Origin of the sequence: Micromonospora sp. C97 (assembly GCF_018070385.1) — a bacterium.
In the GTDB taxonomy this organism is placed as follows: Bacteria; Actinomycetota; Actinomycetes; order Mycobacteriales; family Micromonosporaceae; genus Micromonospora; species Micromonospora parva.
The window spans coordinates 550396-571497 of sequence record NZ_JAGPXU010000002.1 but is presented as its reverse complement, the minus strand read 5'-3'; the positions used below and the strand labels follow the sequence as shown (position 1 = coordinate 571497).

At 72.7% G+C, this 21102-nt stretch carries 17 protein-coding genes; 11 read left to right on the top strand and 6 right to left on the bottom strand.

The window, feature by feature from the left end; all coding sequences use genetic code 11:
• Positions 1 to 2: 2 nt before the first annotated feature.
• From nth to KBX26_RS05845, 4 genes are all read left to right on the top strand, one after another.
• On the top strand, positions 3 to 791 hold the full coding sequence (gene nth / locus KBX26_RS05860) for an endonuclease III (protein ID WP_030328031.1): 789 nt from the start codon (positions 3 to 5) through the stop codon (positions 789 to 791).
• On the top strand, positions 788 to 1441 hold the full coding sequence (locus tag KBX26_RS05855) for a TlpA disulfide reductase family protein (RefSeq protein ID WP_210859676.1): 654 nt from the start codon (positions 788 to 790) through the stop codon (positions 1439 to 1441). Before nth ends, KBX26_RS05855 begins: the two co-directional genes overlap by 4 nt.
• On the top strand, positions 1438 to 2130 hold the full coding sequence (locus tag KBX26_RS05850) for a CoA pyrophosphatase (RefSeq protein ID WP_030328028.1): 693 nt from the start codon (positions 1438 to 1440) through the stop codon (positions 2128 to 2130). Before KBX26_RS05855 ends, KBX26_RS05850 begins: the two co-directional genes overlap by 4 nt.
• A gap of 63 nt (positions 2131 to 2193) precedes the next feature.
• Positions 2194 to 3372 (top strand): MarP family serine protease, encoded by a 1179-nt coding sequence (locus KBX26_RS05845; protein ID WP_030328027.1) that lies wholly within the window; start codon positions 2194 to 2196, stop codon positions 3370 to 3372.
• A gap of 16 nt (positions 3373 to 3388) precedes the next feature.
• Here KBX26_RS05845 and KBX26_RS05840 read toward each other — a convergent pair whose 3' ends face one another.
• The 4 genes from KBX26_RS05840 to eccCa all read right to left on the bottom strand — a co-directional run bounded on the left by KBX26_RS05840 (position 3389) and on the right by eccCa (position 10376).
• Complete coding sequence (locus tag KBX26_RS05840) at positions 3389 to 4096, bottom strand: phosphatase PAP2 family protein (protein ID WP_210864881.1); 708 nt, start codon at positions 4094 to 4096, stop codon at positions 3389 to 3391.
• 37 nt (positions 4097 to 4133) lie between these two features.
• Positions 4134 to 4925, bottom strand: coding sequence for a phosphatase PAP2 family protein (locus KBX26_RS05835; RefSeq protein WP_210864880.1), 792 nt, complete (start codon positions 4923 to 4925; stop codon positions 4134 to 4136).
• A gap of 52 nt (positions 4926 to 4977) precedes the next feature.
• The gene (mycP, locus tag KBX26_RS05830) at positions 4978 to 6318 is read right to left on the bottom strand and encodes a type VII secretion-associated serine protease mycosin (RefSeq protein ID WP_030328020.1); all 1341 of its coding nucleotides are present in this window, start codon (positions 6316 to 6318) and stop codon (positions 4978 to 4980) included.
• A gap of 74 nt (positions 6319 to 6392) precedes the next feature.
• Positions 6393 to 10376 carry a type VII secretion protein EccCa gene (gene eccCa, locus KBX26_RS05825; RefSeq protein WP_210864879.1) on the bottom strand — a complete coding sequence of 1328 codons (3984 nt, stop codon included), beginning with the start codon at positions 10374 to 10376 and terminating at the stop codon, positions 6393 to 6395.
• A 101-nt stretch (positions 10377 to 10477) separates the two neighbouring features.
• Here eccCa and eccD point away from each other — a divergent pair, with 101 nt between their 5' ends.
• Entirely contained in the window at positions 10478 to 11881 is a 1404-nt protein-coding gene (eccD, locus tag KBX26_RS05820; RefSeq protein ID WP_210864878.1) for a type VII secretion integral membrane protein EccD, read from the top strand.
• Positions 11882 to 11913: 32 nt separating this feature from the next.
• Here the strand turns inward: eccD and KBX26_RS05815 are convergent, their stop codons facing one another.
• Positions 11914 to 12420, bottom strand: coding sequence for an inorganic diphosphatase (locus KBX26_RS05815; RefSeq protein WP_210864877.1), 507 nt, complete (start codon positions 12418 to 12420; stop codon positions 11914 to 11916).
• A 497-nt stretch (positions 12421 to 12917) separates the two neighbouring features.
• Between KBX26_RS05815 and dacB the strand changes: the two genes are divergently transcribed.
• From dacB to tilS, 3 genes are all read left to right on the top strand, one after another.
• Complete coding sequence (gene dacB / locus KBX26_RS05810) at positions 12918 to 14408, top strand: D-alanyl-D-alanine carboxypeptidase/D-alanyl-D-alanine-endopeptidase (protein ID WP_307857756.1); 1491 nt, start codon at positions 12918 to 12920, stop codon at positions 14406 to 14408.
• Positions 14409 to 14500: 92 nt separating this feature from the next.
• On the top strand, positions 14501 to 15571 hold the full coding sequence (locus tag KBX26_RS05805; protein ID WP_030328010.1) for a zinc-dependent metalloprotease: 1071 nt from the start codon (positions 14501 to 14503) through the stop codon (positions 15569 to 15571).
• A gap of 10 nt (positions 15572 to 15581) precedes the next feature.
• Positions 15582 to 16562 (top strand): tRNA lysidine(34) synthetase TilS, encoded by a 981-nt coding sequence (tilS, locus tag KBX26_RS05800; RefSeq protein ID WP_210864875.1) that lies wholly within the window; start codon positions 15582 to 15584, stop codon positions 16560 to 16562.
• Between the two features lie 9 nt (positions 16563 to 16571).
• Here the strand turns inward: tilS and KBX26_RS05795 are convergent, their stop codons facing one another.
• Positions 16572 to 17534 (bottom strand): GlxA family transcriptional regulator, encoded by a 963-nt coding sequence (locus KBX26_RS05795; RefSeq protein WP_030328007.1) that lies wholly within the window; start codon positions 17532 to 17534, stop codon positions 16572 to 16574.
• Positions 17535 to 17684: 150 nt separating this feature from the next.
• On the opposite strand from KBX26_RS05795, the gene KBX26_RS05790 reads away from it, so the two are divergent.
• The 3 genes from KBX26_RS05790 to ftsH all read left to right on the top strand — a co-directional run bounded on the left by KBX26_RS05790 (position 17685) and on the right by ftsH (position 21098).
• Positions 17685 to 17822, top strand: coding sequence for a hypothetical protein (locus KBX26_RS05790; RefSeq protein ID WP_210864874.1), 138 nt, complete (start codon positions 17685 to 17687; stop codon positions 17820 to 17822).
• A 100-nt stretch (positions 17823 to 17922) separates the two neighbouring features.
• The gene (gene hpt, locus KBX26_RS05785; protein ID WP_030328005.1) at positions 17923 to 18498 is read left to right on the top strand and encodes a hypoxanthine phosphoribosyltransferase; all 576 of its coding nucleotides are present in this window, start codon (positions 17923 to 17925) and stop codon (positions 18496 to 18498) included.
• Between the two features lie 581 nt (positions 18499 to 19079).
• Entirely contained in the window at positions 19080 to 21098 is a 2019-nt protein-coding gene (gene ftsH, locus KBX26_RS05780; RefSeq protein ID WP_030328003.1) for an ATP-dependent zinc metalloprotease FtsH, read from the top strand.
• Positions 21099 to 21102 lie beyond the last annotated feature (4 nt).

The following is a 21102-nucleotide window of genomic DNA, read 5'->3' as shown; positions in this document are numbered from 1 at the left end:
TCGTGACCAGTAGCCCTCCCGGTGCCAGCGAGACCGACCTCGGGCGCAAACGCCGTGCCCGCAAGATCGGCCGGGTGCTGGCCGAGACGCACCCCGACGCGCATTGCGAGCTGGACCACTCCAACGCTCTGGAGTTGGCCGTCGCCACGATCCTGTCCGCGCAGTGCACGGACAAGAAAGTCAACGAGGTCACCCCGAAGCTCTTCGCCCGCTATCCCGACGCGGCCGCGTACGCCGGCGCCGACCGGGGCGAGATGGAGGAGCTGATCCGGCCCACCGGCTTCTACCGCAACAAGACCGACTCGCTGCTCAAGCTCGGTCAGGCCCTCCTCGACCGGTACGACGGCAGGGTCCCCGGCCGGCTCGTCGACCTGGTGACGCTCCCCGGCATCGGCCGCAAGACCGCCAACGTGATCCTCGGCAACGCCTTCGACGTCCCGGGCATCACCGTCGACACGCACTTCCAACGGCTGGTCCACCGGTGGGGGCTGACCACCGAGACCGACCCGGTCAAGATCGAGCACGCGATCGGCGCGCTGTACGACAAGCGCGACTGGACCATGCTCTCGCACCGGATCATCTTCCACGGGCGACGGGTCTGCCACGCCCGCAAACCGGCCTGCGGGGCGTGCACGCTCGCCAGGCTCTGCCCCTCGTACGGCACCGGCCCGACCGAGCCGGCAGCCGCCGCCAAGCTGCTCAAGGGCCCTCGGGCACGCGACCTCGCGGTGGCCGCCGGGGTCGACCCGGAGTTGGTGCCCGCGCAGGCGGTCACGGCGGAGGTGCCGTGAACCGCCGCCTCGCCCTCGCCGTCCTGCCACTGCTGCTGGCCGTCACCGCCTGCACCAGCGGCACTGCCGACGACGAGCCGGCCCCCCGTCCGGCCGCCGCCGAGCGGCCATCGCCGTTCCGGGACTGCGCCACGCTGAGCACCGCGCCCACGGCCGCGACCCCTGGCTCCGGCGCGTCGACCTCCGCGACCCCCGGCTCCGGCACGTCAGCGCCCGCCGCCGGTGGGCAGGCACTGCCGGCGCTGACGCTCTCCTGCTTCACCGGCGGTGCCCCCGTCGCGCTGGGGGCGGTGGCCGGACCGGCGGTGATCAACGTGTGGGCGTCGTGGTGCCCGCCGTGCCGCAAGGAGTTGCCCGCGTTCCAACGCCTCAGCGAGCGGGCCGCCGGTCAGCTCCAGGTGGTCGGGGTCAACAGCCGGGACAGCCGCAGCGGCGCGCAGTCCATCGGCGAGGACTTCGGCGTCCGGTTCCCGATGCTGGTGGACCAGGGTGAGGCGTTGCAGCGGGAGTTGAGGCGCAATGCCATTCCGCTGACCCTCTTCGTCGCCGCCGACGGTCAGATCCGGCACATCGACGCCACCGGCGCTCTCGACGACGCCACGCTCGCCACGCTGGTCCGCCAGCACCTCAACCTGGCGGTGCCGGCGTGACCCGTCGGCCACCCGAGTGGATCGAACCGTTGCTGACCCGGCTGGGCACCGCCCGCGCCGAGGACTTCACCCGGCTCACCACCCCGGCCGAGGGCGGTCGGGAGAGCGCTGTGCTGGTGCTGCTCGGCGAGCAGCCCGGCGTGGGCCCCGACGTGCTGGTCCTGCAACGCGCCGCCAACCTGCGCAACCACGCCGGTCAGCCGGCCTTCCCCGGCGGTGCGGCCGACCCGGAGGACGCCGACGTCCGTGCCACCGCCCTGCGTGAGGCGAACGAGGAGGTGGGCCTCGACCCGGCCAGCGTGACGGTGCTGGCCGAGCTGCCGAAACTGTGGATCCCGGTCAGCGACTTCGTGGTCACGCCGGTGCTGGCCTGGTGGCACGACCCGCACCCGGTGCACCCACGGGAGCCGGCCGAGGTGGCACACGTCGCCCGGCTGCCGGTGAGCGAGCTGGTCGATCCGGCCAACCGACTGCGGGTCCGCCACCCGAGCGGCTGGATCGGGCCGGCGTTCTCGGCGCGTGGGATGCTCGTCTGGGGCTTCACCGCGGGGGTGCTCGCCACCCTGCTCGAGATGGGCGGCTGGGCGCGTCCGTGGTCGCCGGGCCGGGTGCTGGAACTTCCGCCGAGCGGGGCGACACCGGCCCCGTCCGCCGGCACCGAAGAGGCCGACGAGAACGCCTTGCGCTGACCGCACGGTCACCTTCCGCAAGCGATGGTCATCCGCCGGGCACACTGCCCGTACGCTTGACCCGTGTCCGTCGTGGATCTCGTCCTGCTGCTGCTCATGCTCGTGTTCGCGATCAGCGGATACCGCCAGGGTTTCGTCATCGGCGTCACGTCGTTGTCCGGCTTCTTCCTGGGTCTCCTGCTGGGTCTCCAGCTCGGGCCGCTGTTCGCCAGACAGTTCGTGGACGCCGGCACCCGCGTGCTGATCTCGCTCGTGGCCATCTTCGGGCTGGCGGTGGTCGGGCAGGCGCTCGCCGGTTGGCTCGGCTCGCACCTGCGCAAGACGATCACCAGCGACGTGGGCAAACGGGCCGACGACGTCGGAGGGGCGTTGGTCTCGCTGTTCGCGGTGCTCCTGCTGGCCTGGCTGGTGGCCGTGCCGCTCGGCTCGTCCTCGGTGCCCTGGCTCGCCGCCTCGGTCCGCAACAGCGCGTTGATCACGGTGGTCAACCAGGTCCTACCGGAGCAGGCCCACCGGTTGTCCACGGCGTTGGAGGACACCGTCGACACCGACGGCTTCCCGGACGTCTTCGGCGACCTGGCGCCTACCCGGGCCCGGCAGGTCGACCCGCCGGACCCGGCACTGGCCGGCTCGCAGGTGGTGGTCAGCGGTCAGCAGTCGGTCGTCAAGGTGCTCGGCTCGGCGCCCAGTTGTTCGCGCCGGATCGAGGGTTCCGGGTTCGTCTACGCGGACGACCGGGTGATGACCAACGCGCACGTCGTGGCCGGCACCCGCTCGGTCGCCGTGGAGCTGGGCGGCGAGCGGTACGACGGCAAGGTGGTCGTCTACGACCCGAACCGTGACCTGGCGGTGCTGCTGGTACCCGGACTGCCCGGGCCGTCCCTACGGTTCGCCGCCGGCAACGCGGGCAGCGGCGCCGACGCCATCGTGCTCGGCTTCCCGCTCGACGGCCCGTACAACGCGCAGTCGGCGCGGGTCCGGGACGTCGACCGGATCAAGGGCCCGGACATCTACTCCGCCAACGAGGTGACCCGGGAGATCTACACGATCCGGGCGCTGGTCCGCAGCGGCAACTCGGGCGGTCCGCTGCTCTCCGCCAACGGCCTGGTGCTCGGCGTGATCTTCGCGGCGGCGTCGGACGACCCGAACACCGGTTTCGCGGTGACGGCGGCCGAGGCCCGTCCGGTGGCGTTGGCGGGAGCCGAACGCAACCGGCAGGTAGGCACCGGCGAGTGCACCTGAGTCGCCGCGGGTCAGCTCAGGTCTGAGCGGACAGAGCGCGACTCCCGGCCGTCGGCAACTTCGCCCGACCCCATCGCAGCCCCCGGTCCAGCACCGCACGAGCCATGATCGCGACGCAGGTGCCGCCATTGACGAAGGACGCCACCACGTCGCTCGGATGGTGCATCCCCCGGTACATCCGGGTCAGCGCCACGCCCAGCGGCACCATCAGCAGCAGCGTCCACCAGGCGACCTTCGCCCCGGTGCTCCGGGCGCGCAACGCCATCAGCACGGCGATGCCGACGTAGAGCGCCACCGCCGCCGAGGTGTGCCCGGACGGAAAGCTCGACGTCGGTGGCGAGACGTCCATGTGTTCCACCGCCGGCCGCCGCCGGTCGATCGCGAGAGTGGTCAGCAGGAACACCAGCGCCTGGGCGGTCACCGCCGCGCACAGGAACAGCGGCTCGCGCCAACGCTTCAGCCAGAGCCGCAGCGCCAACGCCACCAGCACTGTCACCACGACGATCATCTGGGTGCTGGCCAGCGTGCTGAACACCAGCGAGACGTTGTTCCAGTCACCGGTGCGGTCGGCGGCCAGTTCCCGGTTCACCGTGTCCTCTGCGGTGAACGGCCAGGTGCGGGCGAACACCCGGGTGACCAGCACCCCGAGCAGCACCATGAGTCCGAGCAGGAGGGACACTGGCAGCAGCACCCGCCGAACGATCTGGAGCACGAGGTCGGACATGGGTGCGCCAGTACCCGGCCGGCCCCGTCGTCAGTCCTCAGGCAGCCCCGGGGTGTCGCTCGACCTCGGGAGCGACGCCGTCGCGAATCGGTCGGACCGGCCGCAGCCCGGTGTGTGCCCGCCAACTGGTGAACGCGGCGGTGGTGGCCGCGACCACCGCCACCCCGAGCAGCCATCCACCCACCACGTCGCTGGTGAAGTGCACGCCGAGCGCCACCCTGCTCAGGCCGGTCACCACGGTGAGCAGCACCGCCGCGACCCAGAGCGCCACCCCCGCCGGCCACCGCCGGGCGTACGGAAGGAGCACCAGCAGCAGCACCCCGGCGGCCAGGGTGGCGTTCAGCGCGTGCCCGGAGGGGAACGAGTAACCGGCGGCCCGGGCCACCGGGTCCAGCAGCTCCGGTCGGTCCCGGCTGACCAGCAGCTTGAGCAGCGGACCGAGCAACCCGCCGACGACCATGGTGGTGGCCGCCCAGAGGGCCAGGCGGCGGGCGCCCCGGCGCAGCAACCAGACCACCAGGAGCAGGACGACGGCGCGCAGCGGCATCGGGGCGAACACCTCGGTCCAGACCCGCATCAGCACCACCCACGCGGGATGATCCTGGGCGTAGCCGTGCAGCGCGTCGGTGACCGTCGTGTCCAACCGGTGCAGCGGTGCCCAGGCGTCGAGCACCAGCAGTGTGAGCAGCGCGAACGGCACCAGCACCAGAAACGCCGCCGTCGCGGCGAGCGTGAGCCGTAGCCCCAGCGCGTGGTCCGGGTCGAATCGGCGGTGCCGCCACGACGGCCGGCCGGTGGGGGCGAGCGTGGGCGGCCGGTGCGTCCTCATGATTTTGTTCTACCCGACCAGGCGGCCGGTCAGGCCTACCGGTTGGCTGCGATCAACGGGTCCGCTGGCGGAGCCGGCGAACCACCAGCGCCGCCCCGGCGACCAACGCGACCAGGAGCACGACGGTGGTCGCCAGTTGCTCCGGCGCGGGGGTGTCCGCACCGCCCGCCGCCCGAGCCGTCCACCGGCTCTGCTGACCGGACGCGGCGAGACCCAGGGGATCGCTACCGGCACCGGACACCGGACCGTCGTCGACCGAGCCGGGCGCCGGACCGAAGCCGGTCACGCCCGGCGACGTCTGATCGTCGAGCGGGTTGACGGTCACCGGCGGCACCTGGGCGGTCAACGCGGCCACCGGGTCGACCACCCCGTACCCGAAGCGGTCGTCCCGCCCGGTCGGGCCGAGGTCCCGGGCGGTGGCCAACAACCGGTTGACCACCTCACCCGCCGGCATCTGCGGATAACGGGACCGGACCAGCGCGGCGGTCGCGGCCACCAGCGGCGCGGCGAAGCTGGTGCCCTGCACCCGCCAGTACCCGCTGGGCGGCTTGGCGCCGACCAGCCCGCTGGCGGGGGCGGTGAGCACCGTCGCCCGGCCGGTGATCGACCCGGACCACAGGTTGTCGCTGCTGCGTTCGAGACCGGCCACCGCGATCACACCCGGCTCCCGCGCCGGATACCAGACCTTGGTGCTGGTGGAGGTGGCCAGGTTGCCGGTGCAGGCAACCACGACCACGTCCCGGACGAACGCGTAGTCCAGGGCGGCGGCCAGGGCCGGGCTGTCGCCGCTGCCACCCAGCGACAAGTTGATCACGCGGGCGCCGTTGTCGACCGCCCAGCGCACGCCCTGGGCGACGATCAGCGCGTCGTCGTAACGGTTCTCCTCGTCCAGCACCCGGACCGGCAGGATCCGGGCGTCCGGTGCCAGGCCGACCACGCCCCGCTTGTCGTCACTGCGCCCGGCGATCAGGCCGGCGACAGTGGTGCCGTGGCCCACCGGGTCCGGGCCCGGAGCGCCGCCGGCGCCGACCAGGTCCTTGCCGGGGAGCACCTGACCGACCAGGTCGGGATGCGTGCCGTCCACTCCGGAGTCGACCACCGCCACGGTCACGCCCCGCCCGGTCGAGCTGCGCCACGCCGTTTCGGCCTGCAACTCGTCGAGCTGCCACTGCTCATCGCGGACCTGGTCGGTGCGGGCGACGGCGTCACCGGGGGCGAACGCCATCGGCGCGCCGGCGAGCTGTCCACCGTTCGTGGGCGCGGCGACCGGCACGGCCGCCGCGGTGGGTGCCACGACGGCGAGCGCCGCGGCGACGCCGAGCAGCACTCGGCCGGTCGTTCGTCGGGCCGCTGACGGACCGCTGTGCCGCACCCCAGTCACATCCCCAGCCATTCATCCCGACGGAACCATGACGATCGGAGATTACCGGTTTCCCCACCCGTCACGGGAAGAACCGGCGAGTCAGCTCATTGCGGCGGCAGATGCGCCAGCTGAACGAGGCGTACGCCCTCCCGTCGGGTGACCAGTCGGCCACGCCCCGGCGGCAGTGGTCCGGGCCGGACCGGCCCGACGAGCGCGCCCTCCTCGGGGCTGCCCGCCATCACCAGGCCGGCGGTGGACAGCTCCCGCAGACGCTGCACGATCGGCTCGTACTGGGCGCGGCCCGCCCCACCGGAACGGCGGACCAGCACCAGGTGCAGTCCGATATCCCGGGCGTGCGGCAGGTGCTCCTCCAGCGCCCGCAACGGGTTCGCCGGCCCCGCCGCCACCAGGTCGTAGTCGTCCACCAGCACGAACAGCTCCGGCCCGGACCACCAGGACCGGTCCCGCAGCTGCTGCGGGGTGACCTCCGGCCCCGGTGCCCGCCGCTCCAGGTAACCGGCGGCCGACTCGATCAGGTCGGCGGTGTGCGCGGCGGCGGTGCCGTACCCGATCAGATGTGGTGTCTCGATCGCGCCGAGCAGGCTGCGCCGATAGTCGACGAGGATCACCCGGGCCTGCTCGGGAGTGAACCGGGTGATGATCGACGTGGCCAGCGCGCGCAGGAACGACGACTTGCCGCACTCCGAGTCCCCGAAGACCACGAAGTGCGGCTCGGCGGCGAAGTCGAGCAGCACCGGGCGCAGGTCCGCCTCCGCGATCCCGATCGGCAGCCGCAGCCCGGTCGTCGAGGTGAGGTCCAGATCGGCGTACGGCAGCGCCGGCGGGAGCAGCCGCACCCGGGGCGCCACGGGACCCGCCCACCCCTCGGCGGCCCGCTTGACCAGATCGGCGGTGTCGCCACCGGCGGTACCGAGCTGAGGCAGTGCGGTGAGGAAGTGCAGGCCCTCCGCGGTCACCCCTCGGCCGGGGCGCTCCGGCACGTTCGCGGCGGCACGCCGGGCCACCAGCGAGTCGGCCGGGTCGCCCAGGCGCAGCTCCAGTCGGGAGCCGAACAGGTCCCGGATCGCCGGGCGGAAGTCCAGCCAGCGCAGCGTGGTGGCGACCACGTGCAGTCCGTACGACAGGCCCCGGGTGGCCAGGTCGGTGACGAGTGGCTCCAGGTCGTCGTACTCGCCGCGGATGGTGCTCCACCCGTCGATCACCAGGAACACGTCACCGTACGGGTCGACGCCCGGCTGGCCGGCCGTCCCCGCCGCCGCTCGCCGCTGCCGGTACGCGGCCATCGACTCCACGCCCAACTCCGCGAAGCGGCGTTCCCGATCGACCAGCAGGGTGGTCATCTCGCCGACGGTGCGTCGTACCGCGGTCGGGTCGGCGCGGCCGGTCACACCGCCCACGTGCGGGAGGTCGCGCAGTGCGGCCAGCCCGCCGCCACCGAAGTCGAGGCAGTAGACCTGCACCTCGGCCGGCGTGTGGGTGAGCGTCAGCGCGCAGATCAGCGTGCGCAGGGCGGTGGACTTGCCGCTCTGCGGCGCACCGACCACCGCGACGTGCCCGGCGGCGCCGTCCAGTGCCAGCCAGAGCAGGTCCCGGCGCTGTTCCAAGGGTTTGTCCACGATCGCCATCGGCACGCCGAGTGCGCCGTGCAGCTCCGGGTTGCCGACGGTGAGCCCGCGCTTCGGGTGCACCTCGACCGGGCCGAGCACCTCGTCCAGGGCCGGCGGCTGACCGAGCGGTGCGAGCCACACCTGGTGCGCCGGGGGGCCCTGCCCGACGAGCCGGTCCACCAGCAGGTCGAGCAGCGTGCTGCCCCCCTCCTCCTCCGTCACGACCGGTACGACCGGGGACGCCGGCTCGGCCACCGGTACGACGTGGGTGGTGAAGGTGAGCAGCCGGGCACCCCCCTCGGCGGCGGCGACGCCCGGTGCGGTCCGTCGGCGGACGGCACCGGACACGTACGCGGCCTTGAAGCGGGCCAGCGGGTCGGTGCCGGCGCGCAGGTAGCCGTGGCCCGGCGAGCGGGGCAGCTCGTGGGCGTCCGCGACGCCGAGCACCGTGCGGGACTCCAGCGCCGAGAAGGTGCGCAACCCGATCCGGTACGAGAGGTGGGTGTCCAACCCACGGAGCCGGCCTTCCTCCAACCGTTGGCTGGCGAGCAGCAGGTGCACGCCGAGCGACCGGCCCAGTCGGCCGATCTGCACGAACAGGTCGATGAAGTCGGGCTTGGCGGAGAGCAGTTCGGAGAACTCGTCGCAGATCAGCAGCAGTGACGGCAGCGGTGCGAGCGGGCTGCCGGCCGCCCGGGCCCGCTCGTAGTCGCGCACGCTGGCGAAGTTGCCGGCGCGCCGCAGCAACTCCTGACGGCGGACCAGCTCCCCGTTGATCGCGTCCACCATGCGGTCGACGAGTGGCAACGCGTCGGCCAGGTTGGTGATCACGGCCGCGGTGTGCGGCAGCCGGTCGAACGAGGCGAAGGTGGCCCCACCCTTGAAGTCGACCAGCACGAAGTTGAGCTGCTCGGAGCTGTGCGTGGCGGCGAGCCCCAGCACCAGCGTGCGGAGCAGCTCGGACTTGCCGGACCCGGTCGCCCCGATGAGCAGGCCGTGCGGGCCCATGCCGTCCTGGGCGGACTCCTTGAGGTCCAGCTCGATGGCGCCGCCGTCGGCGCCCACCCCGATCGGCACCCGCAACCGGTCTCGTGCCGAACGCGGCAACCAGCCCTGTTCCGCTGTGAAGCTCTCCGGGTCGCCGAGACCGAGCAGCTCGGGCAGACCCAGGTCGGCCTGGAACGGGGCGTCCGGCCCACGGGCCGTGCCGGCGAGGCGCAGCGGCGCCAACCGTCGGGCGACCGCCTCGGCGTCGGCCAGGTCCAACTGGTCGGCGGTGCCCACCTCGGCGTGCCCGTCGGACGACCACGAGTGCAGCCGTCGGCCGTGCAACTCCAACAGCAGCGCGTACCGGTCCAGCAGTCGGGGCGGCGGAGTGTCCAGGTCCAGCACGGTGACCGCGTCGATGCCGCCGTCGCCGGTCAGCTCACTGGCCCCGGTCAGGTCGCCGCCGTCGAGGACCACCACCACGTGCGGGCCGTCGGTGGCCGGGCCGGCCGGACTGAACCGGGACCGGGTGGCCAGCACGTCGGCCAGCAGCGACTCCAGTTCGGCGGCGGAGCTGGTGACCAGCCGTACCGGGCCGAGCGCGTCGGTGCGGGTGGGGTGGTGGGCGTGCGGGAGCCACTTCACCCACTCCCAGCAGGCACGGCGTTCCGGCCCGGCGCAGACCGCGACGAGCAGTTCGTCGGGGGCGTGGAAGACCGCCAGTTGGGTCAGAACGGCCCGGACCAGCGCCTGCGCCGCCGGGTCCGCGCTGGGGGGCGCGCCGGTGGTCGGGGTGGTCGCCGGGGTGCGGCCGGCGGGTCGCACGTGCACCCGGGCGAAGCTGCGCAGCGACAGCGCCACCGGCAGGTCCGGCACCACTGAGTACGCGTCCAGGAAGCGGCGCAGCGCGCCGGCGGTCATCGGCTCAAGCTCCTCCAACGGTCGGGTGACCGGTGGGACGAGTGGCGTGGCGAGGGTCTGCGGCCCGACGGCGACGCGTACCACGGCGAAATCCCGGTCGGCGGGACGCCGCTCCCAGACCCGGTGGCTGTCCACCGTCGACCAGAGCCGACCCGGATCCGGGTGCCGGTAGTAGAGCCCGGCCCGTTGTTGGCCGGCGGTCCGCCGGACCCGCCGCCGCAGCGTGGCCAGGTGGCGCAGGTACTCCCTGCGGGCGGCCATCATCTCGGACTTCTTCGGGGTGCCGGAGGCGCTGCCCCAGGAGGTCACCAGCATCGCCAACGAGGAGAGCCCGAACATCCCGCCCACCACGTACGAGTAGGCGCCACCCCCGCGGCCGAACATCATCGCCATCGCCACCGTGCCGCCGAGCATGGGCAGCACCATGAGCATCTGCTGCCACCGTCCACCGGTCACCACGGGGATCTCCGGCGGCGCGTCCACCGACACCTCACCGGCGGGAATCTCCGGCGCTGGTCGGCGTGGTGGGCGCTTGATGACGACGGTGGACACTCGGCCTCCTGACAGCGCTGGGTAACCCGAGCCTGGCTCATGGTAGGTAAAGTCCTGTCGTCCGCGCAGCCTCCGATCCCACTCGATATGGAGATCAGTCGATGACTACCGGGCTGGCACGCGTCACCATCAGCGCGCCGCAACGACGGGTGGACGTCGCCCTGCCGGAGCAGGTGCCGCTGGCCGAGCTGCTGCCCGACGTGCTCCGACACGCCGGTGTCGGGCTGGCCGACGACGGCGAGCAGCACGGCGGTTGGGTGCTCCGCCGCACCGACGGGGCGCTGCTGGTGACGGCACAGGCGTTGTTGCCGCAGGGGGTCCGCGACGGTGAGGTGCTGCACCTCGTGCCGGCCCGCGCCCACTGGCCCGAGTTGGAGTACGACGACGTCATCGAGGCGATCGCCGAGGGTGCCCGTCGCCGGGGTGGCGCCTGGTCGCCCACCGCCACCCGGGCGGCCGGTCTGGCCGGTGCTGCCGTACCGCTCGCTGTCGGAGTGCTCGCGCTGCTCGCCGGTGGACCGACCCACCGGGCCGGTTGGCTGGCGGCCGGCGCGGTGGCGCTGGTGCTCACCGTCGCCGCCACGGTGGCCTCCCGGGCCAACGGCGACGGTGCCGCCGGGGCGACGCTCGGCGGCTACGCGCTGCCCTACGCGTTCACGGCCGGAGCCCTGGCGGTCGGCTCCGGCGACCCGGTCGGACCGTTCGGGCCGGCCCGCTGGGTGGGCGCTCCGGAACTGCTGGCCGGCTCGGTCGCGCTGCTGCTGGTGGCGCTGATCGGTTTCCTCGGGGTGGCCAGCCGGCTGCGGGTCTTCGTGGCCGGTGTCACTGTCGGGCTGATCGGTGCGGGGGCCGCGCTCGGTGCGCTGGTGATGACCACGGCCGGCACGGCGGCGGTGCTGCTCAGCGCACTGGTCTTCGCCGTCGGCGTGATCCCGCTGCTGGCCATCCGGCTGGGCAAGTTGCCGCTGCCGCCGATCACCCTGCCGGCTTCGACGCCCGCGCCGGAGCCGGAGCGGGCCCGGGACCTGCCGGACCGGGGCCGGGTGCACGCCGCGGTGATCCGCACCGAGGAGATGCTCACCGGGATGCTGATCGGCCACGCCCTGCTGGCGGCGGCCACAGCGGTCGTACTCGTGGTTTCCGGTGGCACTGCCGGTCGGGTGCTGGTGGCGGTCACGTCGGCCGTGCTGTTGCTGCGGTCGCGGCTGTTCGTGGCGCTGCGGCAGCGGGTGCCGACGGTGCTCGCCGGGCTGGCCGGCTACGCGGTGCTGGGCGCGGCGCTGGTCGGTCGGGCCGACGAGACCGGGCGGTTGGTGCTGGTCCTCGGCGGGGCGGCGCTGGCCGTGGTGGCAGTCGCCAGCGGCACCGGGTACGCCCGCCGGCCGGTCTCGCCGTACGTCGGGAGGGTCGCGGACCTCACCGACACGGCACTGGTGGTCGCCGTGGTGCCGATCGCCTGCGCGGTGCTCGACCTGTACGACCGGGCCCGAGGGCTGCTCGGCTGAGCGGCCCCCGGGCCCGGTGCGTCAACGGTCGGTCAGTGCATGGTTTCGCCGCGCGCCTCGGCGTCCCTGGCCCGCTGGTAGGAGGCGTGGATCTCGGCCTCGGCCTCGGTGCGGCCGACCCAGGTCGCGCCCTCCACCGACTTGCCGGGCTCCAGGTCCTTGTACACCTCGAAGAAGTGCTGGATCTCCAGGCGGTCGAACTCGCCCAGGTGGTGGATGTCGCGCAGGTGCTCCTGGCGGGGGTCCTCGTAGGGCACGCAGAGGACCTTGTCGTCCCCGCCCTTCTCGTCGGTCATCCGGAACATGCCGATGGTGCGGCAGCGGATCAGGCAACCCGGGAAGGTCGGTTCGGGGACCAGCACGAGGGCGTCCAACGGGTCGCCGTCCTCGCCCAGCGTGCCCTCGATGAACCCGTAGTCGGCCGGGTACTGGGTGGAGGTGAAGAGCGTGCGGTCCAACCGGATCCGGCCGGTCTTGTGGTCCACCTCGTACTTGTTCCGGTGACCTTTGGGGATCTCAACCGTCACGTCGAAATCCATCTGCACGCTCCCTCGTCTGCCCACGCTGGCTAACGGAACCACTGGCGGCCCTCCGGACAGGTGAATGCCCACCCGCCGACTCCGGCCGCCGCATAGTCTTCGGACCGAAGTAGTGTCACCCAAGCCGATTTTCGCTGGGGGAGGAGGGGGTCGTGGGGAGGGAAGATTCACACTACCGCCCGGACGGGGGCTCCGCGCACGGTACCGGACGATCCGGCTCGGGCAGTGCCAAGGGACGGGTCCCGGTGCCCGAGGCTCACCTCCCTCGGGCTCCCGAAGCACCGAACACGGCACCGGAGACGGTGCCCGAGCGGCCCCCGCCGCTGCCCTGGCGTCCGCCGGCCGGTCCGGCGTCACCGACCCCGAACACCGGGCACTTCCCGGTAGCCGGCGGTGAGCGGCCGGTGAGCGGCCCGCCACGCGGCAGTGCCACGGTCCCGGTCAGCCCGGCGCCGGTCAGCCCGTCGTTCGGTGCCGGCCCCGGTGGGGTCCCCCCGGTGGGCCCGCCGATCTCCGCGTTGCCGGCACCGGCCGGCGCCACGCCCACCCCCCAGCCCTCGCCCGCGTCGCGCCGCCGGCGGTTGCCGCTGGTGCTGGCCGCCGTGCTCGTGCTGGTGCTCGCCAGCGTCGCAGTGGTGATCACCCGTCCCGGCCCGGTCGCCGGGTGGCTGGGCGACGACGCCGCGGCCGGGCCGAACGCGGGCGGCGTGCCCCCGGACCCCGCCCCGTCGGAGGTGCTGGCCGGCCCCGATTCGAACGCCCCGGTGCCCACCCCCGAGGGGGTCAGTGCCGTGCTCGATCCCCTGGTCGGCGTCGCCGCCCTGGGTGACCGGGTGAACGTCTCGGTCGCCGACGTGATCACCGGTCAGACGCTGTTCGCCAAGGGGGCGGACGACGGCACCGTCCCCGCCTCGGTGACCAAGCTGGTGACCGCGGTGACGGTGCTGGCGGCCCGGGGGCCCGGCTACCGGATCCCCACTCGTGCGGTGGCCGGCGCGAAGGCTGGCGAGGTGGTGATCGTCGGTGGCGGTGACCCGACCCTGGCGATCGACAAGAAGGGCTACTACCCGGGCGCGGCACGGCTCGACGATCTGGCCGCCCAGGTGCGTTCCGCGCTCGGCGGGACACCGCCGACGAGCGTCACCGTCGACGGCTCGGTCTACTCCGGGCCGGTCTACGGCCCCGGCTGGGACGACGACATCCCCACCGGTGGGTCGGGCGGCGCGGTGACCGCGTTGATGACCGACGGCGCGCGTACGGACCCGGGCGTCGAGCACGGGTCCGCCCAGCGCTTCGCCGAGCCGGACCTGGCCGCCGGCAAGGCGTTCGCCCGGTTGCTCGGAGTGCCGACCGACGCCGTGAAGCGTGGCTCGGCCCCGGCCCAGGCCGCGGCGGGCCCCAGCCCGGCGCCGGGAACCGAGTTGGGCGTGGTGCAGTCTCCGCCGCTGATCCGGCTCGTGGACGTGATGATCAGCGAGAGCGACAACCTGGTCGCCGAGGCGCTCGCCCGTCAGGTCGCGTTGGCCCGCAACCAGCCGGCCTCGTTCGACGGGGGTGCCGCAGCCATGGACGCCGAGGTGGCGGAGTTGGGCCTGCCCGCCGACGAGATCAGCGTCTCCGACGGAAGTGGCCTGTCCCGTCGTAACCGGATCAGCCCGTCGCTGCTGACCGATCTGATCCGGTTGGCCGCCAGCCCGGACCACCCGGAGTTGGCAGGTGTCTTCGGTGGTCTGCCGGTGGGCGGTTGGTCCGGGACGCTGAACGAGCGCTACCGCAACACCGCGGGCACCGCCGCCGGCGCGGGTAGCGTCCGGGCCAAGACCGGCACGCTGACCCAGGTGCACTCCATCGCGGGCCTGGTCACCACCGCCGACGGTCGGTTGTTGACCTTCGCGGTGCTCACCGACAAGGTGCCGGGGGGCAGGGAGACCGCCCAGCCGGCGCTGGACCGGATCACCGCCGCGCTGGCCGGTTGCGGCTGCGGCTGACCTGCGCCGCTGCGGCGGGACGCGGTCGCCATCGGTGTCGATCGAGGGCGCGAGCCCGGGCCGGGGTGTCGCGGCGCGGGTACGGTGGGTCCATGGCGCAGTTCGTGGACTGGGATCTGGCCGCCGCCACGGCGGGGGCGTTGAGCAAGTCTGGCCCCCGCGTGTCGTACGCCGAAGCCACCGACGTGGTCGGCGACCTGCGCCGGCTGACCGACGAGGCGGCCGGGCACGTGGCCGACTACACGGGGCTGCGGGCGCAGGTGTCGCATCCGCCGGTCCGGGTGGTCGATCGCCGCGACTGGGCGGCGACCAACATCGCCGGGCTCCGCGAGGTGATCACCCCGCTGGTGAGTCGGCTCTCCGGCGACAAGCAACCGGGAGCGTTGACCGAGGCGATCGGGTCCCGGCTGACCGGGGTGCAGGCCGGCACGGTGCTGGCCTACCTCTCCGGCCGGGTGCTCGGCCAGTACGAGGTCTTCTCGGCCGAGCCGGGCCAGCTGCTGCTCGTCGCACCGAACATCGTCGAGGTGGAACGCAAGCTCGGCGCCGACCCTCGGGACTTCCGTCTCTGGGTGTGTCTGCACGAGGTCACCCACCGCACCCAGTTCACGGCCGTGCCGTGGATGCGGGCCTACTTCCTCAGCGAGGTGCAGGCGTTCGTGGACGCCTCGTCCAGCGGGAGCGAGCACCTGGTCGAGCGGTTGCGGCGCGGGGTGGCCACGTTGTCCGAGGCGGTCCGTGACCCGGAGAGCCGCACCAGCGTGCTGGACATCGTGCAGACCCCGGCGCAGCGGGCGGTCCTGGACCGGCTCACCGCGTTGATGACCCTGCTGGAAGGGCACGCCGAGTTCGTGATGGACGGCGTCGGCCCGCAGGTGATCCCGAGCGTCGAGCGGATCCGGGCGTCGTTCAACCGTCGCCGGGAGGCGGGCAACCCGCTGGAGAAGGCGATTCGCCGGCTGCTCGGGGTGGACGTCAAGATGCGCCAGTACGCCGAGGGGCGCAAGTTCGTGCACGGCGTGGTGGAGCGGGTCGGCATGGACGGCTTCAATTCGATCTTCAACTCGCCGCTGACCCTGCCCCGACTGTCGGAATTGGGCGACCCGGACGCCTGGGTCGCCCGGGTGCACGGCCCGGCCGGCACCGTCCCGGCCGCCGGCTGATCACCCGCCGGTGGCCGCGCTCGCCCCGCCGGTGGCCGCGATCCGGGTGGCGGTACGCCGCGCCCTGACCGGTCTGCCGTCCGGCGGTGTGCTGGTCGCCTGCTCCGGCGGGGCCGACTCGTTGGCGCTCGCTGCGGCCACCGTGTTCGTGGCACCTCGGCTGGGCCGCACCGCGATGCTCGTCACCGTCGACCACGGCTTGCAGGACGGCTCCGCGGCCCGCGCGGAGGCGGTGGCCGCCTGGGGTCGGGAGGTTGGGTTCGCGTCGGCGACCGTGGTCCGGGTGCAGGTGGCCGGGCGCCCCGGCGGGCCGGAGGCGGCTGCCCGCGAGGCCCGCTACCAGGCGCTGACCGAGGTGGCCCGGCAGCAGAACGCGGTAGCGGTGCTCACCGGGCACACCCGCGACGACCAGGCGGAGACGGTGCTGCTCGCGCTCGCCCGGGGCGCCGGCCCGCGCGGGCTGGCCGGGATGCCCGCCCGGCGGGATCTGGGCGGGGTGCCGCTGCTGCGCCCGCTGCTGGAGGTCGGTCGGGAGCAGACCCGGGCCGCCTGCGCCGTGCTCGGGCTGAGTCCGTGGCAGGACCCGCACAACACCGACCCGTCGTACGCCCGGTCGAGGGTGCGGGCTGACCTGCTGCCGGCGCTGGTGCGGGCGCTCGGTCCCGGCGTGGTGGACAACCTCGCGCGTACCGCCCGGCTGGTGGCCGCCGACAACGCCGCGCTCGACGAGTTGGCGGGGGCGGCGCTGGCGGCGGCCCGGTGTCCCGACGGAGGGCTGTCCGTTGCGGCGCTGCTGGGCCTGGTGCCCGCCGTACGCGGTCGGGTGCTGCACGTCTGGGCCCGTGAGTTGGGCGCGCTGCCGGGCGCGCTGTCGCACCGGCACGTCGCCGCACTGGACGCCCTGGTCACCGATTGGCACGGTCAGGGCCCGGCCGACCTGCCCGGGGGTGTCCGGGTGCTGCGCCGCGACGGCCGGCTGACCCCGGGCTGAGCTGTCCGGTCAGCCGCTGTGTGCCCGGTCCCGGAAGGTGGTCCGGTAGCTGTGCGGGGTGGCGCCGACCCGGCGGCTGAAGTGGTGCCGGAGCGCGGCGGCGTCGCCGAAGCCGGACTGGTCGGCGACCGCCTCCACGCTCAACGGGGTCTCCTCCAGCAGCCGGCGGGCGAGCAGCACCCGCTGGTTGGTGAGCCAGTCGTGCGGGGTGGTGCCGGTTTCGGCGCGGAACCGGCGGGCGAACGTGCGGGGTGCCATGCCGGCGCGGGCGGCCAGCTCCTCCACGGTGATCGTCCGGTCCAGGTGGCCCATCATCCACTCCAGCACCGGTTCGAGGGTGGGTGCCTCGGGCGCCTTCGGGATGGGCGCCTCGACGTACTGGGACTGGCCGCCGTCACGGTGCGGCGGGACCACCATCCGCCGGGCCAGCCGGGTCGCGGTGGCCGAGCCGTGTTCCTGGCGGATCAGGTGCAGGCACGCGTCGATGCCGGCCGCGGTGCCGGCGCTGGTGAGGAGCCGGCCGTCCTGGACGTAGAGCGAGTTGCAGCGCACCCGGGCGCGGGGGTGGCGGCGTTGCAGCTCGTCCACGTACCGCCAGTGGGTCGTGCACTCGCGGTCGTCGAGCAGGCCGGCCTCGCCGAGCAGGAAGGCTCCGGAGCAGACGCTGAACAGGTGCGCTCCGCGGGCGTCGGCACGGCGTAGCGCGTCGAGCACCGGGCCGGGGACGGTGGTGCCCTGGCTGTGCGCGGGGATGGCCACCAGGTCGGCCTCGTCGACCGGGCCGAGGTCCGCGTGTGGGGTCAGGTGGAAGCCGGACGAGGTCCGCACGGGATCGCCGTCGGGGCTGCACACCTGGAAGCGGTAGGCGGGGAAACCGTCGGCCGTCCGGTCGGTGCCGAACACCTCGGCGAGAACGCCGAGCTCGAAGGGAGCGACCTGGTCGAGGGCGAGGACGGCAACGGACCGCAGCATGTGACGAGGGTAACCCGACAGGTGGCAGTAAATCGATGACCAATGGCATTCCTGCCACTGTCCGGTTGCTCCGGCAGGTCGCAGACTGGTCTCAGTCCGGTGCGCACCGGCGGCGAAACCGACAGCAATCATGCGAAAGCGAGCGCCGCCATGGAGTTCCTGTTCTTCCTCCTGTTCCTCGTCCTGCTCGTCGCCGCCTCGGCGGCCGGCCTCACCGTCGACAGCCACGACTCGGCCGACTGGAAGCCCAGCGACGACGGCCGCCGCTGGCGGTCACGTACCAACTGATGTGATTGGCGTTGTTTGCCCAGAAAATCCTCGGCGGGACCGCGCGAAAAGGTGCGGCCCCGCCGACGGAGGCCAGCAGACGTACGGCAGGCTAGGAGTCATGGCTGACGGCTCCTGGTACGACGCCGACATCGACCACGTGATCATCTCTGAGGCGCAGATCCGCGAGAAGACGGCGGAGCTGGCCAAGCAGGTCTCCGCCGACTACGCCCACGTGGGCGACGGGCTGCTGCTGGTGTGCGTCCTCAAGGGTGCGGTGATGTTCATGGCGGACTTCGCCCGGGCGCTGGGCCGCAACGGCCCGCCGGCGGAGCTCGACTTCATGGCCATCTCGTCCTACGGCCAGGGCACCACCTCCTCCGGTGTCGTCCGCATCCTCAAGGACCTGGACCGCGACATCGCGGGTCGGCACGTGGTCGTCGTCGAGGACATCGTCGACTCCGGCCTGACGCTCTCCTGGCTGCTGCGCTACCTCGAGTCCCGGTCGGCGGCGAGCGTCGAGGTGGTCGCGCTCTTCCGCAAGCCGGACGCGGTGAAGGTGCCGGTCCCGGTGAAGTACGTCGGCTTCGACATCCCCACCGAGTTCGTGGTCGGGTACGGCCTCGACTTCGGTGAGCGCTACCGGGAGTTGCCCTACGTCGGGGTGCTCAAGCCCGAGGTCTACGCCCGCTCCTGACGACGGGTCCCACCCCGTCGGGGTGGCCCCTCGGGCGTAATGAGCCCAACTCGCATCGGCATCCATCAAGCCGACGTTCAGCGCGCTCTCAGCTGATGCGGTTACCGTGTAGCACGGTGGCCCGGAGGTTACTCCGCGCTCGACCCCCTCGATCGCGTGACCGGGCGCTCGGGTGGCCGAGCCGGACTCCCCGCCACGCCGGCTCCACCCGGACTCGCCGTACGTTGGCTGCGGGGCTGGTGGGCCTGCCCACGGTGCGTGTCGTCGATGTCGAAGGCGCGCCGAGTGCGGAGGCTCGCAGGCTCGCTGTCGGCGTCCTCGGTCTTTTGATGGTGCACGACTGCGGGGCTCGCAAGCTCACTCCTCGCGTACACCGCTGTGATTGTGTACGACTGCGGGGCTCGCAAGCTCACTCCTCGCGTACACGGTGTACCGTCGAATGACCGCGGCGCGGCAGTTTTCGCGTCTCGGGGTCGAGCCGGCCCGCACGGCGGCTCCGGCCGCCGCTCAGCGCGGCGACACCATCAGACGGTCAGGACGTCGATCAGGAGGATGCGGGCGCTCCGGCGCTCGACAACAGTATGGAACGTACGCGTTTCTTCCGCCGACCGGTGGTCTGGATCATCCTGGTCATCCTCGGCGCCGTTGTGCTCAGTCAGCTGTTCACCGCTGGTCCCAGCTACCACCGCGTGGACACTTCCGTTGCGCTCGATCAACTGCACACCGCCAAGATCAATAAGGTTGTCTTCCAGGACAAGGAGCAGACGCTCCAGCTGGATCTGGCCCAGAAGACGAAGTTCGGCAAGACCGAGACCGACCGGATCGAGGCCCAGTTCCCGTACCAGGCTGGCGACCAGATCTGGAACGAGGTGCTGGACGCCAAGGCGGCCAACCGGGTCACCGGCCCCGCCGACGCCAAGGTCTCCTCGGACAGCATCTGGGTGAGCCTGCTGGTCAACCTGCTGCCGATCGCGCTGCTCGTCCTCCTGCTGCTGTTCTTCATGTCGCAGATGCAGGGCGGCGGCTCCCGGGTGCTCAACTTCGGCAAGTCCAAGGCCAAGATGATCACCAAGGACACTCCGAAGACGACCTTCGCGGACGTCGCGGGTGCCGAGGAGGCCGTCGAGGAGCTGCACGAGATCAAGGACTTCCTGCAGAACCCGGCGAAGTACCAGGCCCTGGGCGCCAAGATCCCGAAGGGCGTGCTGCTGTTCGGCCCGCCCGGCACCGGCAAGACGCTGCTGGCCCGCGCGGTCGCCGGCGAGGCCGGGGTGCCCTTCTACTCCATCTCCGGCTCCGACTTCGTCGAGATGTTCGTCGGTGTCGGCGCGAGCCGGGTCCGTGACCTGTTCGAGCAGGCCAAGACGAACGCCCCGGCGATCGTCTTCGTCGACGAGATCGACGCCGTCGGCCGGCACCGCGGCGCCGGCATGGGCGGCGGCCACGACGAGCGGGAGCAGACGCTCAACCAGCTGCTCGTCGAGATGGACGGCTTCGACACCAAGGGCGGGGTCATCCTGATCGCCGCCACCAACCGGCCGGACATCCTCGACCCTGCGCTGCTGCGTCCGGGCCGGTTCGACCGGCAGATCCCGGTCGACGCCCCCGACATGGAGGGCCGCAAGGCCATCCTGCGGGTGCACGCCAAGGGCAAGCCGTTCACCCCCGACGTCGACCTCGACTCGGTGGCCCGGCGCACCCCTGGCTTCAGCGGCGCCGACCTGGCCAACGTGATCAACGAGTCGGCCCTGCTCACCGCCCGTAAGGACCAGCGCGCGATCACCAACGACTCGCTCGAAGAGTCGATCGACCGGGTGATCGCCGGTCCGCAGCGACGGACCCGCGTGATGAGCGACCAGGAAAAGAAGATCACCGCGTACCACGAGGGTGGCCACGCGCTGGTCGCCTGGGCGCTGCCGCACGCCGCGCCGGTGCACAAGGTGACGATCCTGTCCCGTGGCCGCTCGCTGGGCCACACCCTGGTGCTCCCGACCGAAGACAAGTACACCCAGACCCGCGCCGAAATGATCGACACCCTGGCGTACGCGCTGGGCGGCCGGGCCGCTGAGGAGCTGGTCTTCCACGAGCCCACCACCGGTGCCGGCAACGACATCGAGAAGGCCACCCAACTGGCCCGCGCGATGATCACCCAGTACGGCATGAGCTCCAAGCTCGGGGCCATCAAGTACGGCACCAGCGGGGACGAGCCGTTCCTCGGCCGCAACATGGGCCACGAGCGGGACTACTCGGACTCGGTGGCCGCCGAGATCGACGGTGAGATGCGGGCACTTGTCGAGCTGGCGCACGACGAGGCCTGGGAGATCCTGGTGGAATACCGGGACGTCCTGGACAACATCGTGCTCGAGCTGATGGAGAAGGAAACCCTCTCCACCGCCGACATGGCGCGCATCTGCTCCCGGGTGGTCAAACGCCCGCCGCTGGCACCGTACAACGGCTTCGGCAAGCGTCAACCCTCCACCGAGCCGCCCGTGCTCACCCCTGCGGAGAAGGACAAGCTCAAGGCGCAGGCCCAGGCCGACGGCGCGCAGGCGTCGGTCGGCGGCGTGGCGCCGTCCAACAACTCGGACGGCACGCACTGAGCAA